The 19,987-nt window shown below is 73.4% G+C and carries 17 protein-coding genes; 11 read left to right on the top strand and 6 right to left on the bottom strand.

Going from position 1 to position 19,987, the window contains the following annotated elements:
• Positions 1–150 (top strand): hypothetical protein, encoded by a 150-nt coding sequence (locus tag QTQ03_RS10250; RefSeq protein WP_289277790.1) that lies wholly within the window; start codon positions 1–3, stop codon positions 148–150.
• Here QTQ03_RS10250 and QTQ03_RS10245 read toward each other — a convergent pair.
• The 3 genes from QTQ03_RS10245 to QTQ03_RS10235 form a co-directional block, all read right to left on the bottom strand.
• Complete coding sequence (locus QTQ03_RS10245; RefSeq protein WP_289277789.1) at positions 137–760, bottom strand: TetR/AcrR family transcriptional regulator; 624 nt, start codon at positions 758–760, stop codon at positions 137–139. The genes QTQ03_RS10250 and QTQ03_RS10245 overlap by 14 nt on opposite strands.
• Before the next feature lie 83 nt (positions 761–843).
• Positions 844–1,599: an ABC transporter permease gene (locus QTQ03_RS10240; protein WP_289277788.1), complete on the bottom strand. Its 756-nt coding sequence runs from the start codon at positions 1,597–1,599 to the stop codon at positions 844–846.
• Complete coding sequence (locus tag QTQ03_RS10235; RefSeq protein WP_289277787.1) at positions 1,596–2,333, bottom strand: ABC transporter ATP-binding protein; 738 nt, start codon at positions 2,331–2,333, stop codon at positions 1,596–1,598. Before QTQ03_RS10235 ends, QTQ03_RS10240 begins: the two co-directional genes overlap by 4 nt.
• Positions 2,334–2,709: 376 nt before the next feature.
• Here QTQ03_RS10235 and hisI point away from each other — a divergent pair, with 376 nt between their 5' ends.
• The 3 genes from hisI to QTQ03_RS10220 all read left to right on the top strand — a co-directional run bounded on the left by hisI (position 2,710) and on the right by QTQ03_RS10220 (position 5,438).
• The gene (gene hisI, locus QTQ03_RS10230) at positions 2,710–3,135 is read left to right on the top strand and encodes a phosphoribosyl-AMP cyclohydrolase (RefSeq protein WP_289280759.1); all 426 of its coding nucleotides are present in this window, start codon (positions 2,710–2,712) and stop codon (positions 3,133–3,135) included.
• 121 nt (positions 3,136–3,256) lie between these two features.
• Positions 3,257–4,810 (top strand): anthranilate synthase component I, encoded by a 1,554-nt coding sequence (locus tag QTQ03_RS10225; RefSeq protein ID WP_289277786.1) that lies wholly within the window; start codon positions 3,257–3,259, stop codon positions 4,808–4,810.
• Positions 4,811–4,859: 49 nt separating this feature from the next.
• The gene (locus tag QTQ03_RS10220; protein ID WP_289277785.1) at positions 4,860–5,438 is read left to right on the top strand and encodes a Trp biosynthesis-associated membrane protein; all 579 of its coding nucleotides are present in this window, start codon (positions 4,860–4,862) and stop codon (positions 5,436–5,438) included.
• 52 nt (positions 5,439–5,490) lie between these two features.
• Here the strand turns inward: QTQ03_RS10220 and QTQ03_RS10215 are convergent, their stop codons facing one another.
• A complete protein-coding gene (locus QTQ03_RS10215; RefSeq protein WP_289277784.1) occupies positions 5,491–5,736 on the bottom strand; it encodes a hypothetical protein in 246 nt (81 codons plus the stop codon).
• Between the two features lie 491 nt (positions 5,737–6,227).
• Between QTQ03_RS10215 and trpC the strand changes: the two genes are divergently transcribed.
• The 3 genes from trpC (at position 6,228) to trpA (ending at position 9,192) form a co-directional block, all read left to right on the top strand.
• Positions 6,228–7,031, top strand: a complete 804-nt coding sequence (gene trpC / locus QTQ03_RS10210; protein ID WP_289280758.1) for an indole-3-glycerol phosphate synthase TrpC — start codon at positions 6,228–6,230, stop codon at positions 7,029–7,031.
• A gap of 36 nt (positions 7,032–7,067) precedes the next feature.
• Positions 7,068–8,303 carry a tryptophan synthase subunit beta gene (gene trpB / locus QTQ03_RS10205; RefSeq protein ID WP_289277783.1) on the top strand — a complete coding sequence of 412 codons (1,236 nt, stop codon included), beginning with the start codon at positions 7,068–7,070 and terminating at the stop codon, positions 8,301–8,303.
• Positions 8,304–8,388: 85 nt separating this feature from the next.
• Complete coding sequence (gene trpA, locus QTQ03_RS10200; protein ID WP_289277782.1) at positions 8,389–9,192, top strand: tryptophan synthase subunit alpha; 804 nt, start codon at positions 8,389–8,391, stop codon at positions 9,190–9,192.
• 172 nt (positions 9,193–9,364) lie between these two features.
• Here trpA and QTQ03_RS10195 read toward each other — a convergent pair whose 3' ends face one another.
• Positions 9,365–9,868 carry an NUDIX hydrolase gene (locus tag QTQ03_RS10195; RefSeq protein WP_289277781.1) on the bottom strand — a complete coding sequence of 168 codons (504 nt, stop codon included), beginning with the start codon at positions 9,866–9,868 and terminating at the stop codon, positions 9,365–9,367.
• A 101-nt stretch (positions 9,869–9,969) separates the two neighbouring features.
• Between QTQ03_RS10195 and lgt the strand changes: the two genes are divergently transcribed.
• Both lgt and QTQ03_RS10185 read left to right on the top strand, forming a co-directional pair.
• Positions 9,970–11,205 (top strand): prolipoprotein diacylglyceryl transferase, encoded by a 1,236-nt coding sequence (gene lgt, locus QTQ03_RS10190; RefSeq protein WP_289277780.1) that lies wholly within the window; start codon positions 9,970–9,972, stop codon positions 11,203–11,205.
• A 13-nt stretch (positions 11,206–11,218) separates the two neighbouring features.
• Positions 11,219–12,406 (top strand): FAD-dependent oxidoreductase, encoded by a 1,188-nt coding sequence (locus QTQ03_RS10185; RefSeq protein WP_289277779.1) that lies wholly within the window; start codon positions 11,219–11,221, stop codon positions 12,404–12,406.
• Positions 12,407–12,579: 173 nt separating this feature from the next.
• On the opposite strand, the gene QTQ03_RS10180 is transcribed toward QTQ03_RS10185, so the two are convergent.
• Positions 12,580–13,425: a GNAT family N-acetyltransferase gene (locus QTQ03_RS10180; protein WP_502889728.1), complete on the bottom strand. Its 846-nt coding sequence runs from the start codon at positions 13,423–13,425 to the stop codon at positions 12,580–12,582.
• A 147-nt stretch (positions 13,426–13,572) separates the two neighbouring features.
• Here QTQ03_RS10180 and gltB point away from each other — a divergent pair, with 147 nt between their 5' ends.
• A complete protein-coding gene (gltB, locus tag QTQ03_RS10175) occupies positions 13,573–18,372 on the top strand; it encodes a glutamate synthase large subunit (protein ID WP_289277778.1) in 4,800 nt (1,599 codons plus the stop codon).
• Positions 18,365–19,882: a glutamate synthase subunit beta gene (locus tag QTQ03_RS10170; RefSeq protein WP_289277777.1), complete on the top strand. Its 1,518-nt coding sequence runs from the start codon at positions 18,365–18,367 to the stop codon at positions 19,880–19,882. The genes gltB and QTQ03_RS10170 overlap by 8 nt, the downstream gene beginning before the upstream one ends.
• Positions 19,883–19,987: the final 105 nt, after the last annotated feature.

Raw genomic sequence — 19,987 nt, 5'->3', positions numbered from 1 at the left:
GTGCCGGTTGTCAGCGACCGCGCCGCTGCGTTGCGGCTGACCGATGGCTCCGACGTGGCGATCGTGCTCGACCTGCCGCCGGTGGCCGGCGCCCGGCACGGCGTTCGATCGGCCAGCTGGGCGGGGACCCCGTCACTCACGAGGCGTTGACAAGAGGCCCCTCCTTACCCGCCAGCGGTGCGGTGAGGTACCGCTGGACGGTGGGCCCCACCGTGGCGACCAGCGTCTCCGGCGGCGCCGAGGCGACCGGCTCCAGCCGGACCACGTACCGGGTCATGGCCAGCCCGATGAGCTGGCTGGCCACCAGCGCCCCGCGCAGGGACAGCTCCGCCGGGGGGATGTCGAGGTGTTCCAGCACCCGGCGCAGCACCTGTGTGGTCAGGAACTCCCGGAGCAGTCTGGCGGTCCACTCGTTGCTCACCGCCGAACGCAGCAGCGCCACCGCCGCCGCGCCGCTCGGCGCGTCCCACACCCTGAGGAAGGTGCGCACCAACCGTTCGCCGATCCGGTCCGGGTCGCCGGTGATGACGGCCGGGACCAGCACGCCCGGGTCGGCCGGCGCGTTCATCGCGGCGAGGAAGAGCTTGTCCTTGCTGCCGAAGTAGTGGTGTACCAGCGCCGGGTCCACTCCGGCCGCGGTGGCGATGGCGCGGATCGAGGCCGCGTCGTAGCCGCGGTCGGCGAACGCTGTCCGTGCCGCCGCGAGGATCGTCTCGCGGGTGTCCGGGTTACCGGGTCGTCGTCCGGTCCGTCGCGCCATCGCCACCCTTCGCTCTCCGTGCGGTCCGCCCCGTCGCCGCCCCGTCGTCGGCCCGCTGCCGCCCGGGTGACGCTCCGCCCCGCTCAGCCGCCGCGTCGGCGCAGGGTGGCCGCGGCGAGCACCAGTGCCAGGACCGCGGCACCGGCAACGATCACCAGGTCACGCCACATCGTGCCGGTCGGCTCGGCGTTGACGCCGACCTCCTGCAACGCCTCTACCGCGTACGACAGGGGCAGCACGTCGCTGACCGCCTGGAGCCAGCCGGCCATCTCGTCCCGGGGTACGAAGAGGCCGCAGAGCAGCAGTTGCGGGGCCACCACGACCGGCATGAACTGTACGGCCTGGAACTCGGTGCGGGCGAACGCGCTGCAGAACAGCCCGAGCGCGACGGCGAGCACCGCGTTGACGGCCGCGATGAGGATGACCAGTCCGCTGCTGCCGGCGGTGTCGAGGTCGAACAGCCAGTACGCCACGGCCGCCGCCACCGCCGCCTGCACGACACCGGCCAGACCGAACGCGATGCCGTAAGCGAAGAGCAGGTCGAGCTTGCCGAGCGGGGTGGTGAGCAGACGTTCCAGCGTGCCGGTGGTGCGCTCGCGGAGCATCGCGATGCTGGTCACCAGGAACATGATGATGAACGGGAAGAACCCCAGCATCACCAGCGCGATCCGGTCGAAGGACGACGGCTGGCCCGGCGGCGACGGCTGGTCGACGAACATGTAGTAGATCAGGGCGAGCAGCACCGCGGGCACGACCACGAGCAGCGCCACCGTACGCGGGTCGTGGCGCAGTTGGCGCAGGATGCGGCCGGTGGTGGCCGCGAGGATCCGGGGGTTCACGACGCCTCCCGTCCGGCCGGGCCGGCCTCGCTCGCGCGGATCATTCGCAGGAACGCCTCCTCCAGGTCGTCGACACCGGTCGCCGCGCGCACCGCGTCCGGGGTGTCGTCGGCGATCAGCCGCCCCTCGCGGATCAGCAGCAGCCGGTCGCAGCGGGCTGCCTCGTCCATGACGTGGCTGGAGACCAGCAGGGTGGTGCCGGTGGCGGCCAACGCATGGAACCGGGCCCACAGCTCGGCCCGCAGGACGGGGTCCTGCCCGACGGTCGGTTCGTCGAGCACGAGCAGTTCGGGCTCGCCCACCAGGGCGCAGGCCAGCGATGCCCGGCTGCGCTGGCCACCGGAGAGGGTGCCGACCAGTTGGCTGGCCGCGTCCTGCAGGCCGACGTCGGCGACGGCCCGGTCCGCCTCGGTGTGTCGCCGCCCGTGCAGGGCCGCGAAGTAGCGGGCGTTCTCCTGGACGGTCAGGTCCGCGTACACACTCGGCGCCTGGGTCAGGTAGCCCACCCGCCGGCGCAGCTCCGGGCTTCCGGCGGGACGTCCCAGCACGGTCACCGTGCCGGACGCGATCAGCTGAACTCCGACCACGGCCCGGATGAGGGTGGTCTTGCCGCTGCCGCTCGGGCCGAGCAGGCCGGTGACGGTGCCGCGCGGCACCGCCGCGCCGATCCCGTACAGCACCCGCCGCCCGCCCCGGTCCACCACCAGGTCGCGGACGGCGATGGCGTCCTCCATCGCTTACCTCCCCAAACTCATCAACTAATGAACTCAACGCTAGATGAGATTCGACCGGGCTGGCAAGCGCCCATCGCCGCCGCGGCGAAACGGCCTCCGGAACCTGGATCGATCAACCACGGTGTGAACCAACCGACAGGGATGCACTGGACATTGCGCTCTGATGGGACGTACGGCACGATGGCGCGGTGCCGCACGTTGTGTCACCCGGTCCGGGCCTCTCCGACGACCGGGTCCGCATGGTCCGAACCTTGGCGGACGGCGCGGTCGCCGACCGCCTGGACGGCCGTCCCGCGCGGCTGCTCCGGCCGTCAGGCGCGGACGACGGCGGGAGCCCTCGTCGGTTCCCCCACGGCGTGCAGGAGAATGGATGACTGTGCCCGTACCCGACGCGCCCGTCACCGGCGCCCATCCCGGCCCGGACCCGACGGGTGGCCCCGCTCGGCCGTCCCGCCTCGACCCGGTCATCGCCGCACGGCTGCGGCGAACGCCGGACGGCCTGGTCGCCGCCGTGATCCGTCAGCACGATTCCGGCGAGGTGCTGATGGTCGCCTGGATGGACGACGAGGCGCTGCACCGCACGCTGACCACCGGCCGGGCCACCTACTGGTCCCGCAGCCGGGCCGAGTACTGGGTCAAGGGCGCCACCTCCGGCCACCACCAGTACGTCCGGTCGGTCGCCCTCGACTGCGACGGCGATGCCCTACTGGTCAGCGTCGACCAGGTCGGCCCGGCATGCCACACCGGGCAGCGCACGTGCTTCCACACCGACCTGCCGGTCAGCGGCGGCGAGGTGCCGTGAGCGAGGTCGGCGTCCGTTCCGCACGTGCTGGCCGGTCTTCGCCCTTCGGCCGGACGGCGGATGGACGCCGGCTCGGCCTGACCGGGGCAGCAGGTCCTGGAGACGAGAGGCAGGTCCAGCCATGACCGACGGTACGGTGAGCCCCGACGCGGCGACCTTCGCCGAGCTGGCTGCGCGCTGGCGGGTCGTCCCGGTCACCCGGCGGCTGCTCGCCGACGCGGAGACTCCGGTCGGTGTCTACCGCAAGCTCGGCGGCGGCCCGGGCACCTTCCTGCTGGAGTCCGCCGAGCAGGGCGTCGGCTCGGCGGGCCTGGCCTGGTCCCGGTATTCGTTCATCGGCGTCCGCAGCGTCGCCACGCTGACCGAGCGCGGCGGCGCCGCGGTCTGGGCGGGTCGGCCGCCCGCCGGACTGCCCACCACCGGCGATCCGGTCGCGGTGCTCCGGGAGACCGTGGCGGCCCTGGCCGGTCCGGCCGCCGACGCCGACGCCGGGTTGCCGCCGCTGACCGGGGGCATGGTCGGCTATCTCGGGTACGACCTGGTCCGGCGCTTCGAGCGGCTACCCGGGTATGCCGAGGACGACCTCGGCATACCCGAGCTGGGGATGATGCTCGCCACCGACCTGGTGGTGCTCGACCACTACGACGGCTCGGCGATCCTGGTGGCCAACGCGATCCTGCCGGCGCCGGATGAGCCGGACCGGGCGGCGGCGGTCGCCGCGGCGTACCACCAAGCGGTCGGCCGGCTCGACGCGATGACCACCGCACTGTCCCGGCCGATCCCACCGATGATTTCCACAGTCGATCGCGTGCCCGCCGGTGACGTGCTCTGCCGCACCCCCGAGGGGGGGTATCTGAAGGCGGTTGAGGAGGCCAAGGAGGCGATCCGGGCCGGCGAGTGCTTCCAGATCGTGCTGGCGCAGCGCTTCGAGCGGCCGACCCGTGCCGACCCGCTGGACGTCTACCGGGTGCTGCGAACCACCAACCCCAGCCCGTACATGTACCTGCTGCGCTTCGACGGCTTCGACATCGTCGGCTCGTCTCCGGAGGCACACCTCAAGGTCACCGCCGACGGCGACGGGCAGCGGCGCGCCCTGCTGCACCCCATCGCCGGCACCCGTCCCCGGGGCGGCACCCCCGCGGCCGACGGCCGGCTCGCCGCCGAGCTGCTCACCGACCCGAAGGAGCGGGCCGAGCACGTGATGCTGGTCGACCTGGGCCGCAACGACCTGGGCCGGGTCTGCCGGCCGGGCACCGTCGAGGTGCCCGAGTTCGCCACCATCGAGCGGTACAGCCACGTCATGCACATCGTCTCCACCGTCGTCGGCGCGCTGCGGGACGATTGCACCGCGTTCGACGCGCTGGCCGCGACCTTCCCGGCGGGTACGCTCTCCGGCGCTCCGAAGGTGCGGGCCATGGAGATCATCGAGGAACTGGAGCCGGTCCGGCGGGGGCTCTACGGCGGCACGGTGGGCTACTTCGGCTTCGGCGGGGATCTCGACATGGCGATCGCGATCCGCACCGCGCTGCTCCGCGACGGGCGGGCGTACGTACAGGCCGGCGCGGGCGTCGTGGCTGACTCCGACCCGGCCGCCGAGGATCAGGAGACGCGGAACAAGGCTGCCGCCGTGCTGGCCGCGATCGCCGCCGCGGAGACGCTGCGGGCGGCCCGGTGAGTGGTGTGGTGAGCCGCCCGCCGGCGCTGCCCGGCGGCGGGTGCGCTGGATGACCCGCCCCGAATCCGGGGCTCCGGTCATGGCGGGTCGGCGCGAACTGACGTACGCGGTGCTGCTCTGCGTGGCGGGCGCGGGCCTCGCGGTGTGGGCGGCGACCCGCACCTGGACGGTGGAACTGACCCCGCGCCCCACCCCGCTGCCGCCGGTCCGCGTCGGCCGAACCGGGGCCGACCTGCTCCCCTGGTTGCCGGCGCTGGCCCTGGTCGCGCTGGCCGGTGGGGGCGCGGTGCTGGCCACCCGGGGGCGGTTACGGCGGTTGTTCGGTGTCTTGCTGGTGCTGCTCGGGGGCGCGGTGGCGGCTGGCGGCGGCTACGGGTCTCTCGCCGGTTTCGACGGGGTGGTCAGCCGACAGTGGCCGCTGCTGTGCCTGGTCGGTGGCCTGCTTGCGATGGCGGGCGGGCTGTTGACCGCGCTGCGCGCCCGGCGGTGGCCGGCGATGGGCGCCCGGTACGAGCGGTCCGCCCGGAGCGTGGCCGCACCCCGGTCGTGGGGCGGCCAGGTGACCGGCCGGCGGACCACCGAGGCGTGGGACGCGCTGGACCGGGGCGAGGATCCGACTGCGGACTGACGTCGGCCCGGCGCCCACGGGTGGTTCGGGGCGGTGCGTGGCCGAATCCGGATCAGCCTACCGGCTGGTGGTCGCGGGTCGTCGCCAGCTCCGCCACCAGGCGGTCGAGCTCCGCCCGCTGGTTTGCCCGGGCCCGGTCGGCGCAGACGGCCTCCCACGCGTTGCCTCGGGCGGTGCGCGTGCGGCCCTCGCCGATGACGGCGCGCTCGAGGGTGTGCACGACACCGACGGCGAGCGACGCGACGGTACGGGAGATGGTGGTGAGGCCGATGGTCTGGTGCGGTCCGGCAATGCTCATGATCAACCTCGTGCGGAGATCGTGTGTTGACTCGGTAGACGCCCCGTCGAGTCTGCCCGAGATAGATGCTCACCCGCTCACGTTTCGCGGTCGTGACCGACACGTCAACTCTCGGTCCGCCGGCCTGACCTGGGAAGGGCCGTTCGGCCTTGAGCTTGCTCACAGCATCGACAGGCGCCGTGTTGTCGCCTCGACCGGGCGGGTGCGGAGCTTGGCGGATAGCATCGTGTCGATGCCGGGGGTGGTCCGGCCGTCAGGTGGCGGCAGCGCTGCCGTCGACGGGACGCGGTGGCCCTGCGTGACTCGGCCTTCACCGGAAGTCGGGCATTATGCCGCAGCCCGTTTCGTGAGTAGCGCCATACCCCCGGCGGTCCGGTTCGGGTGGTGCCCCCTAGCATCGGTCCATGACACCCGGAGAGGGGAGTCCGTTGGTGACTGCTGAGCGTGCGCACGCGGAGGGCGACGACGCCGGTTCGGCGAAGCCTGTCAGCGTGCTCGACGAGATTCTGGCCGGCGTACGCGACGACGTGGCCCGGCGGCAGAAGCAGGTTCCGCTGGAGCGCATCCGGGAGCTGGCATCCGCCGCCCCGCCGCCGGCGGACGCGTACGCCGCCCTGCGCAAGCCGGGTGTGGCGGTGATCGCCGAGGTCAAGCGCTCGTCGCCGTCGAAGGGCCGGCTGGCCGAGATCGCCGATCCGGCCGACCTGGCCGGCGACTACGCGGCCGGCGGTGCCCGGGCGATCAGCGTCCTCACCGAGGGGCGCTGGTTCGGCGGCTCGCTGGACGACCTCGCCGCCGTCCGCGCCGCGGTGAACGTCCCGGTCCTCCGCAAGGACTTCGTGGTCTCCAGCTACCAGGTGCACGAGGCCCGGGCGCACGGGGCCGACCTGGTCCTGCTGATCGTGGCGGCCTTGGAGCAGAACGTGCTGGTGGGCCTGCTCGAGCGGATCGAGTCGTTGGGGATGACCGCGCTGGTCGAGGTGCACGACGAGGAGGAGGCCGACCGGGCGCTCGAGGCGGGCGCGCAGGTGATCGGGGTCAACGCCCGCGACCTGCGCACCCTGGAGGTCGACCGTTCGGTCTTCGAGCGGATCGCGCCCGGCCTGCCCAGCAGCGTCGTCAAGATCGCCGAGTCTGGTGTGCGGGGTCCGCACGACCTCATCCGGTACGCCTCGGCCGGCGCCGACGCGGTCCTGGTGGGCGAGGGCCTGGTCACCCAGAAGAGTCCCCGCGAGGCGGTGGCTGAGCTGGTCAACGCCGGCAACCACCCGGCGACGCCCCGCCCGGCGCGCTGACCGCGCCGGGAGACAGCCGTAGCGAGAGGAACCGCGATGAGCGCCGACGCGCTGGCCGCCCCGGCCGGTCCGTACCCCGACGCCGCCGGCCACTTCGGCCGGTTCGGTGGCCGATTCGTCCCCGAGGCCCTGGTGGCCGCGCTCGACGAGCTGGACGACGCGTGGCGCACCGCGATGACCGACGAGTCGTTCCGCGCTGGGTTCGCCGCTCTGCTGCGGGACTACGCCGGCGTCCCGTCGCTGCTGTACGAGGCCCGACGATTCTCCGCCCGGGCCGGCGCGCGGGTGCTGCTCAAGCGGGAGGACCTCAACCACACGGGCGCGCACAAGGTGCGCAACGTGCTCGGTCAGGCGCTGCTGACGAAGCGGATGGGCAAGCGGCGCGTGATCGCCGAGACCGGCGCCGGTCAGCACGGGGTCGCCACCGCCACCGCCGCCGCCCTGTTCGACCTCGAGTGCGTGGTCTACATGGGTGAGGTCGACACGCAGCGGCAGGCGCTGAACGTGGCGCGGATGCGGATGCTCGGCGCCACCGTGGTGCCGGTCACCACCGGGTCGCGCACGCTCAAGGACGCGATGAACGAGGCGATGCGGGACTGGGTGGCCAACGTCGACAGCACCCACTACCTGATCGGCACCGCCGCCGGCCCGCACCCGTTCCCCGCGATGGTCCGCGATTTCGTCCGTGGCATCGGCGACGAGGCCCGGCAGCAGTGTCTCGACCTGACCGGCGCGCTGCCCGACGCGGTCACCGCCTGTGTCGGTGGCGGTTCGAACGCGCTGGGCATCTTCCACGCCTTCGCCGGCGACCCGGACGTGCGTCTGTACGGCTTCGAGGCCGGGGGAGACGGGGTGGCGACCGGCCGGCATGCGGCGAGCATCACCGGTGGCTCGTCCGGGGTGCTGCACGGCACCCGGACGTACGTGCTCCAGGACACCGACGGCCAGACCGTCGAGTCGCACTCGATCTCCGCCGGGCTGGACTACCCGGGCGTCGGGCCGGAGCACGCCTGGCTGCACGAAACCGGCCGGGCGACCTATCTGCCCGTCACCGACGCCGAGGCGATGGCCGCGTTCGAGCTGCTCTGCCGCACCGAGGGGGTCATTCCGGCGATCGAGAGCGCGCACGCGCTCGCCGGCACGGTCGCGATCGCCCCGAAACTCGCCGTGGAGTTGGGGCGCGAGCCGGTGGTGGTGGTCAACCTCTCCGGGCGGGGCGACAAGGATGTCCACACCGCCGGCGAGTACTTCGGGATCCTCGACAAGGAGTGACGGGCATGAGCGAGCGCAGCGAGCGGATCGTCAGATTTTTCGCCGGTGGGCCTCGTGTCGTTGCCGTCCGACGGGGGGCGGTGGCATGAGCCGCATCGGGGCCGCCTTCGACAAGGCCCGCGCCGACGGCCGGGCGGTGCTCGTCGGCTGCATGCCGGCCGGGTTTCCCACGGTCGAGGGCAGCATCGCCGCGATGACCGCCATGGTCGAGGCCGGCGTGGACGTCGTCGAGGTGGAGATCCCGTACTCCGACCCGGTGATGGACGGCCCCGTCATCCAGCGGGCGAGTGACATCGCCCTGGCCGGCGGCGTCCGGATCGCGGACACCCTGAGGATCGTCGAGGCGGTCGCGGCGGCCGGCGCCCCGGTGGTCACCATGACCTACTGGAACCCGGTCGAGCAGTACGGCGTCGACACCTTCGCCCGGGATCTCGCCGCCGCCGGCGGCACCGGTCTGATCACTCCCGATCTGATCCCCGACGAGGCCGACGAGTGGCTGGCCGCATCGGACGCGTACGGGTTGGACCGGACGTTCCTGGTCTCGCCGTCCTCCACCGACGCCCGGCTGCGGATGACCGCCACCCACTGCCGAGGGTTCGTCTACGCCACGGCCATCATGGGCGTCACCGGCGCCCGGGCGCAGACCTCCGCGGCGGCGCCGGTCCTGGTCTCCCGGGTCCGGCAGGTCACCGACCTGCCGGTTGGTGTCGGTCTCGGGGTTGGCTCCGGTGCGCAGGCCGGCACGGTCGCCGGGTACGCCGACGGTGTCATCGTCGGCAGCGCGCTGATCCGTTGCCTGCTCGACGCACCTGACCAGGACGCCGGGTTGTCCGCCCTCCGCGCCCTGTCCGGTGAGCTGGCGGAAGGAGTCCGTACCCCGACCCGCTGACCCAGCCCGCCCACAGCCCCCAGCGCCGATCCCGAGCTTCCTCCTGTTCCCCTTCGTGGACGATGCCCCATCCATCGCGACGCAGAGCGCGGGATCGCGGGTGTCGGGGGTTGGTGACTCGGCTGCCCGCGGCAGCACGCACCCCAAGGGGGGCGAGCCGGCGGCTTACGTGTCAGGGGTGGGCTGGGTGGGTCGTCGGGGAAGGTGTACGGGGGGTCGGGGGAGGTGGCGCCGGGGGGCAGTCGCGGATGACGCCGCTGCGGCCGGCGAGGGCGTCGGCGAGGGCGGCGCGGGTGGTCGGCGTGAGCGCCTCGGGCAACGCGGCGGGATCGTGCCAGGAGAGCCGACAGCCGCCGGCAGGCGTGTCGTGCGGGCGCGTGCCCCGGGTGCGCGCCCGGAAGACGTGCACGAGTACGTCGGGTAACGGGCCGCCCCGACCCGCCGGCCGCGCCGCCGGCTCCGCGAGGTGGTACAGCCCGACCAGGTCGACCAACTCGACCTCCCAGCCGGTCTCGGCCCGGATGTCCCGACCTACCGCCCGTGCCGGGCTCTCGCCCGGGCGCAGCCGTCCGCCGGGCAGCGCGTGCCGGCGCTCACCCCGGCCCTGCCGACAGAGCAGCACCTGACCGGCGCCGTCGGTGACGACCGCGGCGACCGCCCAGGTGAGCGCGCTCATGAGACCGGAGCCTACGGCGACGGCCACCAGAAGTCATCGCACCACACCCTGCCCGGCCCGGGGTGCCACGAAAGGGGCAGTCGGAGGTAGCCTGTGCACCCGTGACCCTCGCCTCGCAGACCCCCCTGGCGGCCCTGCCTAGCCCGACCACCGCCGTGTGGCAGTTGGGGCCGGTGCCGATCCGGGCGTACGCGCTCTGCATCATCGTCGGGATCGTGGTGGCCTGCTGGGTCACCGAGCGGCGGCTGCGCCAGCGCGGGGTGGCCCCCGGAGCGGTGCTCGATATCGCCGTCTGGGCGGTGCCCGCGGGAATCATCGGTGCCCGGCTGTACCACGTGATCACCTCCCCGGAAAAGTACTTCGGCACCGGCGGCGACCCGCTGAAGGCGTTCGCGATCTGGGAGGGCGGTCTCGGTATCTGGGGTGCCGTGGCCGGCGGCGCGGTCGGCGCGTGGATCGCCGCCCGGCAACTCGGCATCCCGTTCGCGGTGGTGGCCGACGCGCTCGCCCCGGGGCTGCCGCTGGCCCAGGCGATCGGCCGGCTCGGCAACTGGTTCAACAACGAGTTGTACGGTGGCCGCACCACCCTGCCGTGGGGGCTGGAGATCCACCGGATGGACCCGGACAACCCGGGCCAGGCGCTGCGGGACGACGCCGGGCGGCCCATCCTCGAGGAGGGCCTCTACCACCCGACGTTCGCCTACGAGTTGTTGTGGAATCTGGGCGTCGCCGCCCTGGTCCTCGTCCTCGACCGCCGGCTCAGGCTTGGGCGTGGCCGGGCCTTCGCGCTCTACGTGATGGGCTACACGGTCGGCCGGTTCTGGATCGAGATGATGCGCACCGACGAGGCGAACACGATTGTCGGCGTGCGGTTGAACGTCTGGACGGCGGCGGTGGTCTTCCTCGGCGCGCTGCTCTACTTCGTGCGGGTGCGCGGCCCCCGGGAGTACCTGATCCCGGTGGGCGCGACCGGAACCCCCGCTCCCGACTCGGATGTCTCCCAGGTCGACCTGTCCGCCCGGGAGGCGGGATCCCGGCCCGTGGCGCCGGAGGGGTATCGGGTGGTCACCGAGGAGCAGTACCGGCACTGGCGGGAAACCGGCGAGGTGCCCGCCGAGACGCCAGCCGACCGCGCCGGGGACGCCGAGACCACGGGTGCCGCCGCCGACCGGCCCGGGGACGCCGAGACCACGGGTGCCGCCGCCGACCGGCCCGACGGGACTGCGGCGGGCGACCCACCCGGTCGGGCGCCCGAGCCGGCCCACCGGGCGGCCGGTGATGCGGCAGCCGGGGACGTGGGGACGGACGCCGCCCGTCCCGCCGACCGCGACAGCTGAGCGGGAGCGCCGCATGCGCAGCGCGGTCGTGGTCGGTGCCGGCATCGGCGGTCTCGCCGTTGCCGGCGCGCTGGCCCGTTCGGGCTGGCGAGTCACCCTGCTCGAGCAGGCCGACCGGATCCGTCCAGCGCCCACGGCCGTGGTGCTCTGGCCCAACGGGGTCCGCGCGCTGCACGCCCTCGGCCTCGGGGCGGGCCTGGACACGATCGCGACACCGCTGCCCGACGGGGGCGTGCGCCGACCGGACGGCCACTGGCTGGTGCAGCCGCGTCCCGCCCCGGCGGACCGGATGCCGGTGCTGGTGCACCGGGAGGACCTGCACGACGCGCTTGTCGCCGGGCTTGGGGACGCGGTCGAGCTGCGGACCGGTATGACCGTGCGTACCGTCCGTGCCGAGCCAGGTTCCCGCCCGTCGGTCGACGACGGCCGACACACGATCGAGGCCGATCTGGTGGTCGCCGCCGACGGCATCGACAGTGTGGTCCGCCGGCAGCTGGCGCCCGAGGCGGCCGTGGCCAGCTCCGGATCCGTCGCCTGGCGAGCGGTGATCCCCTGGTACCGGGCGCCACGGCTGTCCGCCGAAACGTCGTCGACCGGCGAGGTGCTCGGCGCAGGCTACCGCTTCGTGTCCGCGTCGTTGGGTGAGTGGGGCTCGTCGGGGACGTCCAACCGCGGCGGCATCTACTGGGTGGCCACCGCCGCCGGCGCCGCCCGGCCGGAGCCGCCGGAAACCCAGCTCGCCCTGTTGCGCCGCTGGTACGCGGGCTGGCCCGCGCCGATCGCCGACCTGCTCGACGCCACCGACCCGGCGGACCTGGTGCAGCAGGAGATCCGTGAGCTGCGTCCGTTGCCCCGCGCGTACGGGCTCCCGGCCGGGCCGGGCGGGGTGGCGCTGCTCGGTGACGCCGCGCACGCCATGCCGCCGCACCTCGGGCAGGGCGCCTGCCTCGCCTTCGAGGACGCCGCCACGCTGGCCGCGCTCCTGCGCGAGTCCCGGCTGCCGGACGCCGTGTCCGGGTACGACCGGGTGCGCCGGCCGCGGGTTGCCGCTATGGTCCGACAGAGCCGCCGGATGTCTGCGGTGCTCCAGGCCCGGGGCCGGCTTGCCCTGCGCGCCCGCGACGTCGCCCTCGGCGCGCTGAGTCCCCGCCTGCGCGCGTCCGCCGCCGTCAGCGCGGCGCAATGGCGTCCCCCGACCTGACGTCGTCCGGCGCGCGCCGCGCCGGACACCGCGGGGGCCGTCCGCTTCGCGAGGGAGGAATCGCCCCTGTTGCGCTGCTTGACCCACCCACAGGGATGTCGGCGCCGCCGGAAGCCGGGCGATGGGAGAGAGCGGGCGGTGAGGAGAAGCGGCCACCACGGGCACGCCTGCGGTCAGGGGACGACCGGAGCGGGTTCGGCGATGCAGGCGGTGCCGATGCGACGGAAGCCGACGCGCAGGTAGACCCGGGCGATCTCCTCGCTGCCGGCGGAGAGGAAGACCAGGCCGGTGCCGGCCGCGAGCAGCGCGTGGGCCAGCGCGGCGGTGACCGCGGCACCGAGACCGCGGCGGCGGGCGGCCGGCAGGGTGGCCACCCCGGCTATCTCGGCGACGTCGCCGACCCGCATCGCCATCCCGCTGGCCAGTGCCCCGTCGCCGGGCGTGCCGGCCAGCGCCGACAGCCGCCGGCCGTCGGCGACCCGGGTCGCCTCCTCGTCCAGGGCGGCGACGTCCAGCCCGGTGAGCGCGGCGTCGCGCTCGGCCGGCCCGGCCGGCCCGCGGTCGGTGCCGGCGGCGGAGAACCCGACCGCGGCGACGGCTCGGCGGGCGGCCACCGCGGCCGCGAAGTCCTCGTCCGTCGGGTCCAGCAGTCGTACCGGCACGCTGCTGAGCGTGGCCGCTTCCGGCAGGGCGGCCGGATCGAGCACCATCAACGGCGCCTCGAGCACGGACAGGCCCGCGGAGCGGGCCACGGCGAGCAACTCGGGGGTGGTCTCGTGCACCCACTCGAACGCTTCCGGCAGCCCGAGCTCCCGCTGGCGCTCGCGGACGGCCGCGACGTCGGCGAGGGCGGGCGACGTGGTGGTGTCGAGCCGGGGGCGGGCGTAGAACGGCCAACCGGTGCCATCGCGGACGAACAGCACCAGGGCGCCGTGCTGTTCGGGTCGGGCGGCGTCGCGGGGCACCGCGTCGTAGAAGCGCTCCAGCCGCGCGAACCTGTCCTTGTGCAGCGGATCCACCGCGCGAGACTACACGTCCCAGACTCTGGAAGGTGTGATCAATCTGCACTGGCCTTGCGCCGTCCCCCCTAACGTAGACTCAAGTGACCCCCGAGGGCCGACGTCGTCCCCCACCGAGATTCAACCTGAGTGACGACAGGAGGCCCGGTGGCCTTTCCGTACCCGCACAACACTTCGCAGCAGGTCCAGCACGGCGGCCCGGGAGCGCCCGCAGTCGGTCTCTACGACCCCGCGTACGAACACGACGCGTGCGGGGTGGCCTTCGTGGCGGATCTGCGGGGCCGGCGGTCGCACACTGTCGTGGCGAACGGGCTCGCCGCGCTCTGCCGGCTGGACCACCGGGGTGCCCGGGGCGGGGAGCCGAACACGGGTGACGGTGCGGGGATCATGATCCAGGTGCCGGACGCGTTCCTGCGCGCGGCGGTGGACTTTCCGCTCCCGCCGGCCGGCGAGTACGCGACCGGCCTGGTCTTCTTTCCGGACGACGCCGGCGCGGAGGCCCGTGCCCGTCGGGTGGTCGAGAAGTACGCCCTGGTGGAGGGCGCCGATGTGCTCGGGTGGCGGGACGTGCCGGTCGACCCGTCCGGCCTCGGAGCGACGGCCCTCGCGGCGATGCCGCGGGTGCGGCAGCTCTTCCTCACCGCGCACCGGCTCACCGACTCGCCGGCCGGCCCGGCCGGCTCGCGGCTGGCCGGCATCGAGCTGGATCGGGTGGCGTTCTGCATCCGCAAGCAGGCCGAACGGGAGTCCGACGAGCGTGGCGTGCCGGCGTACTTCCCGTCGTTGTCCGCTCGGACGATGGTCTGGAAGGGCATGCTCACCCCGGACCAACTGCCCGAGTTCTACCCGGACCTGACCGACGAGCGCGTGGCCAGCGCGATCGCGCTGGTGCACTCCCGCTTCTCCACCAACACCTTTCCGTCCTGGCCGCTGGCGCACCCGTACCGCTTCATCGCACACAACGGTGAGATCAACACCATCCGGGGCAACCGCAACTGGATGCAGGCAAGAGAGTCGATGCTCACCGGTGCCTCCTCAGCCGTCGGCGTAGCCGGCGGTCACCTGCCCGGCAACCTCCGCCGAATCTTCCCGGTGTGCACCCCGGCCGCGTCCGACTCGGCCAACTTCGACGAGGTCCTGGAGCTGCTGCACCTGTCCGGGCGCAGCCTGCCGCACGCGGTGCTGATGATGATCCCGGAGGCGTGGGAGAACGACCCGGACATGGGTGCCGACAAGCGCGCCTTCTACCGGTTCCACGCCAGCCTGATGGAGCCCTGGGACGGACCGGCGTCGGTGGCGTTCACCGACGGCGAGATCGTCGGCGCGGTGCTGGACCGCAACGGCCTACGGCCGGGCCGTTGGTGGCAGACCTCGGACGGACTCGTCGTGCTCGGTAGCGAGGCGGGCGTGCTCGACCTGGACCCGGCCACCGTGGTCGCCAAGGGGCGCCTCCAGCCGGGACGGATGTTCCTGGTCGACACCACCGCCGGCCGGATCGTGCACGACGACGAGATCAAGGCCGAGCTGGCCGCCGCGCGGCCGTACGCCGACTGGCTGCACGCCGGCCTGATCGAGCTGACCGACCTGCCGGCCCGCGAGCACATCGTCTACACCCACGACTCGGTCCGGCGCCGCCAACAGACCTTCGGTTACACCGAGGAGGAGCTGAAGATCCTCCTCGCGCCGATGGCGCGCGCCGGTGCCGAGCCGATCGGCTCGATGGGCACCGACACGCCGATCGCGCCGCTGTCCACCCGGCCGCGGCTGCTCTACGACTACTTCCACCAGCTCTTCGCCCAGGTCACCAACCCACCGCTGGATGCCATCCGCGAGGAGCTGGTGACCAGCCTGGCGTCGACCATCGGCCCGGAGGGCAACCTGCTCGACCCGGGCCCGGCGAGCTGCCGGCAGATCGTGCTGCCGTACCCGGTGATCGACAACGACGAGCTGGCGAAGATCCTCTCCATCGACGAGGACGGGGACCTGCCCGGCTTCAAGGCGGTCCGGGTCTCCGGTCTGTACCGGGTCCGTGAGGGCGGGGCCGGCATCAAGGCCCGGCTGACCGAGATCTGCCGGCACGTCTCCGAGGCGATCGAGGACGGCGTCCGGATCCTGGTGCTCTCCGACCGGGATTCCAACGCCGACCTCGCGCCGATTCCGGCGCTGCTGCTCACCGCGGCGGTGCACCAGCACCTGATCCGTGAGCAGACCCGTACCCAGGTGGAGCTGATCGTCGAGTCGGGTGACTGTCGGGAGGTGCACCACGCGGCTGTGCTGATCGGGTACGGCGCGGCGGCGGTCAACCCGTACCTGGCCTTCGAGTCGGTGGAGGACATGATCTCCACCGGGAAGCTGGCCGGGGTGGAACCCGCGAAGGCCGTGCGTAACTACGTCAAGGCGCTCGGCAAGGGCGTCTTGAAGATCATGTCCAAGATGGGCATCTCGACGGTCTCCTCGTACTGCGGCGCGCAGGTCTTCGAGGCGGTCGGGCTGGACGCCCGCCTGGTCGAGCGCTACTTCCGAGGTACCCCGAGCAAGATCGGTGGCATCGGGCTGGGGGAGATCCACGCCGAGGTGGCCGCCCGGCACTCCCGCGCCTGGCCGGCGCCGGGCGCGGTGGCCACCGACGGGCTGGAGGTTGGCGGCGAGTACCAGTGGCGGCGCGAGGGCGAGCTGCACCTGTTCAACCCGCAGACCGTCTTCCTGCTCCAGCACGCCACCCGCAGCCGCCAGTACGACATCTTCCGGCAGTACACGGCGAAGGTCGACGAGCTGGCCGCGAAGGCGGGCTCGCTGCGGGGTCTGTTCACCCTGCGCGCCGGGGTCCGCCCGCCGGTGCCGATCGAGGAGGTCGAGCCGGCCGCCGAGATCGTCAAGCGGTTCGCCACCGGCGCCATGTCGTACGGGTCGATCTCGGCCGAGGCGCACGAGACCCTCGCGATCGCGATGAACCGCCTCGGCGGCAAGTCCAACACCGGCGAGGGCGGCGAGGACGTCGAGCGGCTGTCCGACCCCGAGCGCCGTTCGGCGGTCAAGCAGATCGCCAGCGGTCGCTTCGGCGTGACGACCGAGTACCTGGTCAACGCCGACGACCTTCAGATCAAGATGGCGCAGGGCGCGAAGCCCGGCGAGGGCGGCCAACTGCCTGGCAACAAGGTCTGGCCGTGGATCGCGCGGACCCGGCACGCCACGCCGGGGGTCGGCCTGATCTCCCCACCGCCGCACCACGACATCTACTCCATCGAGGACCTGGCTCAGCTCGTACACGACCTGAAGTGCGTCAACCCGTCCGCGCGGGTGCACGTCAAGCTGGTCAGCGAGGTCGGCGTGGGCACCGTCGCGGCGGGCGTGGCGAAGCTCAAGGCCGACGTCATCCTCATCTCGGGCCATGACGGCGGCACCGGCGCGTCCCCGCTGAACTCGCTCAAGCACGCCGGTACGCCGTGGGAGCTGGGTCTGGCGGAGGCACAGCAGACGTTGCTGCTGAACAAGCTCCGGGACCGGGTCACGGTGCAGGTCGACGGCCAGCTCAAGACCGGCCGGGACGTGCTGATCGCGGCGCTGCTCGGGGCCGAGGAGTTCGGTTTCGCCACCGCGCCGTTGATCGTCGAGGGCTGCGTGATGATGCGGGTCTGCCACCTGGACACCTGTCCGGTCGGCATCGCCACCCAGAACCCGGTGCTGCGTGAGCGGTTCACCGGCAGGCCGGAGTTCGTGGAGAACTTCTTCCTCTTCCTTGCCGAGGAAATCCGCGGATACCTGGCCGAGCTGGGCCTACACTCGATCGACGAGGCGATCGGGCGGACCGAGCTGCTGGACGTCACCCCGGCGATCGACCACTGGAAGGCCGCCGGTCTCGATCTTGCTCCGGTGTTGCACCTGCCGCACCTGCCCGCCGGCACCGCCCGGCGCGGCGTCCGCGCCCAGGACCACGGCCTGGAGCTGGCGCTGGACAACGAGCTGATCGCGCTCGCCGAGCCCGCGCTGCGCGCCGCGGGGTCCCAGGACGAGGCGGCCGGTGCCGAGCCGAGGGACGTCGGACAGGTCACCCGGGTCCGCGTCGAGGTGCCGGTGCGCAACGAGCACCGCAGCGTCGGCGCGATGCTCGGCGGCGCGGTGGTCCGGCGGCACGGCGGCGCCGGTCTGCCCGCCGACACCATCGAGTTCGATCTCAGCGGCACCGCCGGCCAGTCGTTCGGCGCGTTCCTGCCGCGCGGGGTGACCCTCCGGCTGTACGGCGACGCCAACGACTACGTCGGGAAGGGCCTCTCCGGTGGCCGGCTGGTGGTCCGACCGGACGAGGCCGCGCCGTTCGCGGGCGCTGACGCCCGCCCGGGTTCCGGGGCCGAGGACCAGATCATCGCCGGCAACACCATCCTGTACGGCGCGACGGCGGGCGAGGTGTTCCTGCGCGGTCGGGTGGGGGAGCGTTTCGCGGTGCGCAACTCCGGCGCGGTGGCGGTCGTCGAGGGCGTCGGCGACCACGGCTGCGAGTACATGACCGGCGGCACGGTCGTGGTACTCGGTCCAACCGGGCGTAACTTCGCCGCCGGCATGTCCGGGGGAAGCGCGTTCGTGTGGCGGTTGGACCGCCGCCGGGTGAACACGGAGCTGGTCGACCTGACGCCGCTGCGCGAACAGGAGCGGGCGGTGCTGCACGGGCTGGTGCAGCGACACTTCGCCGAGACCGACTCGGCGGTCGCCGAGGAACTGCTCAAGCGCTGGCCGGAGGCGGTGGAGGAGTTCACGGCTGTGGTGCCCCGGGACTACCGTCGGGTGCTGGAGATCATGCGGGCCGCCGAAGCCGCCGGCCACGACGTCGACGACGCGGTGATGAACGCACTGGCGGCACCGGCCGCCTCAGCGGCGCACTCGGCGCCGTCCGATTCGTCCGTGCCGGTGCCGCCCGTCCCGCGGGGGGCCGCTCAGGAGGTGGCTCGTGCCTGACCCGAACGGTTTCCTGCGCTACGACCGGCGACTGCCGGCGCGTCGGCCGGTGCCAGTGCGGATCATGGATTGGCGCGAGGTGTACCCGCCGGCCGGCGAGGAGCTGATCCGCGAGCAGGCCACCCGCTGCATGGACTGCGGCATCCCGTTCTGCCACAGCGACGTAGCCGGCTGCCCGCTCGGTAATCGCATCCCGGACTGGAACGACCTGGTCCGTACCGGCAACTGGGACGCCGCGGTGGAGTCGCTGCACGCCACCAACAACTTCCCGGAGTTCACCGGTCGGCTCTGCCCGGCGCCCTGTGAGGCGGCCTGCGTGCTCGGCCTCGGCGGGCAGCGGCCGGTGACCATCAAGCAGGTCGAGGTGGAGATCGCGAACGCGGCGGTGGCCCGTGGTGGCCTTCGGCCCCGCCCGGCGCCGGCGCCGTCCGGACGGTCCGTCGCGGTGGTCGGCTCCGGTCCCGCCGGGCTCGCCGCCGCACAGCAACTGGCCCGCGCCGGTCACGCCGTCACCGTGTACGAGCGCGACGACGCCCTGGGTGGCCTGCTGCGCTACGGCATACCCGACTTCAAGCTGGAGAAGCGGCACGTCGACGCCCGGTTGGCTCAGCTGGTCGCGGAGGGCGTGCGCTTCCGTGCCGGGGTGAACGTCGGCGTCGACGTGACCGCGGCGCAGCTGCGCGCCGAGCACGACGCGCTGCTGCTTGCCTGCGGCGCGCTCGCGGGCCGGGAAACCCCGCAGACGCCGGGCCGGGCACTGCGCGGTGTCCACCAGGCGATGGAGCACCTCGTCGCCGCCAACCGGGTGGTCGCCGCCGCCGGGGAAAGCCGCCCGGCACCGGCGACGCTCCCCGACGGCACGCCGATCGACGCGGCCGGCCGGCACGTCGTCATCATCGGCGGTGGCGACACGGCGGCGGACTGCCTGGGCGTCGCCCACCGGCAGGGCGCGGCCGGCGTCCACCAGCTCGACCTCTACCCGCAGCCGCCCGGGGCCCGGGACGAGGCCCGCGACCCGTGGCCGACCTGGCCCTGGGTTCTGCGTGAGTACCCGGCCCACGAGGAGGGCGGTGAGCGGATCTTCGCCGTCGCCGTGCAGGAGTTCGTCGACGACGGCACCGGCACCGTGCGGGCGGTTCGCATCGCGGAGGTGACCGTGGAGAAGCGGGACGGCCGGCGCGTCGTCACCGTGCTGCCGGGCACCGAGCGGGAGCTGCCGGCCGACCTGGTGCTGCTGGCGATCGGCTTCGAGGGCACCGAGGAGCAGCCGTTGCTCGACCAGCTGGGGGTGTCCCGCAACGTGCGCGGCGCGGTGGATGCCCGCCCGGACTGGCAGACCGACGCCGATGGGGTCTTCGTCGCCGGCGACATGCACCGCGGCGCCTCGCTGATCGTGTGGGCGATCGCCGAGGGCCGGGCGGCGGCCGCCGCCATCCACGCGTATCTGGGCGGTGCGGGGTCGTTGCCTGCACCGGTGCACCCGGGCGCGCAGCCGCTGGCCGCCCGCTGAGCTGACCGACGCCCGGGTTCCGGCGGACCGGGGCGTCGTCAGGCATCCGGTTCCGGCCCGAGTGCGGTGGCCTGTCCGACCCCGCTGGTGAACCCCCTCACGAAC

The sequence above is a fragment of the Micromonospora sp. WMMA1363 genome, assembly GCF_030345795.1.
Lineage (GTDB): Bacteria > Actinomycetota > Actinomycetes > Mycobacteriales > Micromonosporaceae > Micromonospora.
This window is presented reverse-complemented; position numbering and strand designations above follow the sequence as displayed.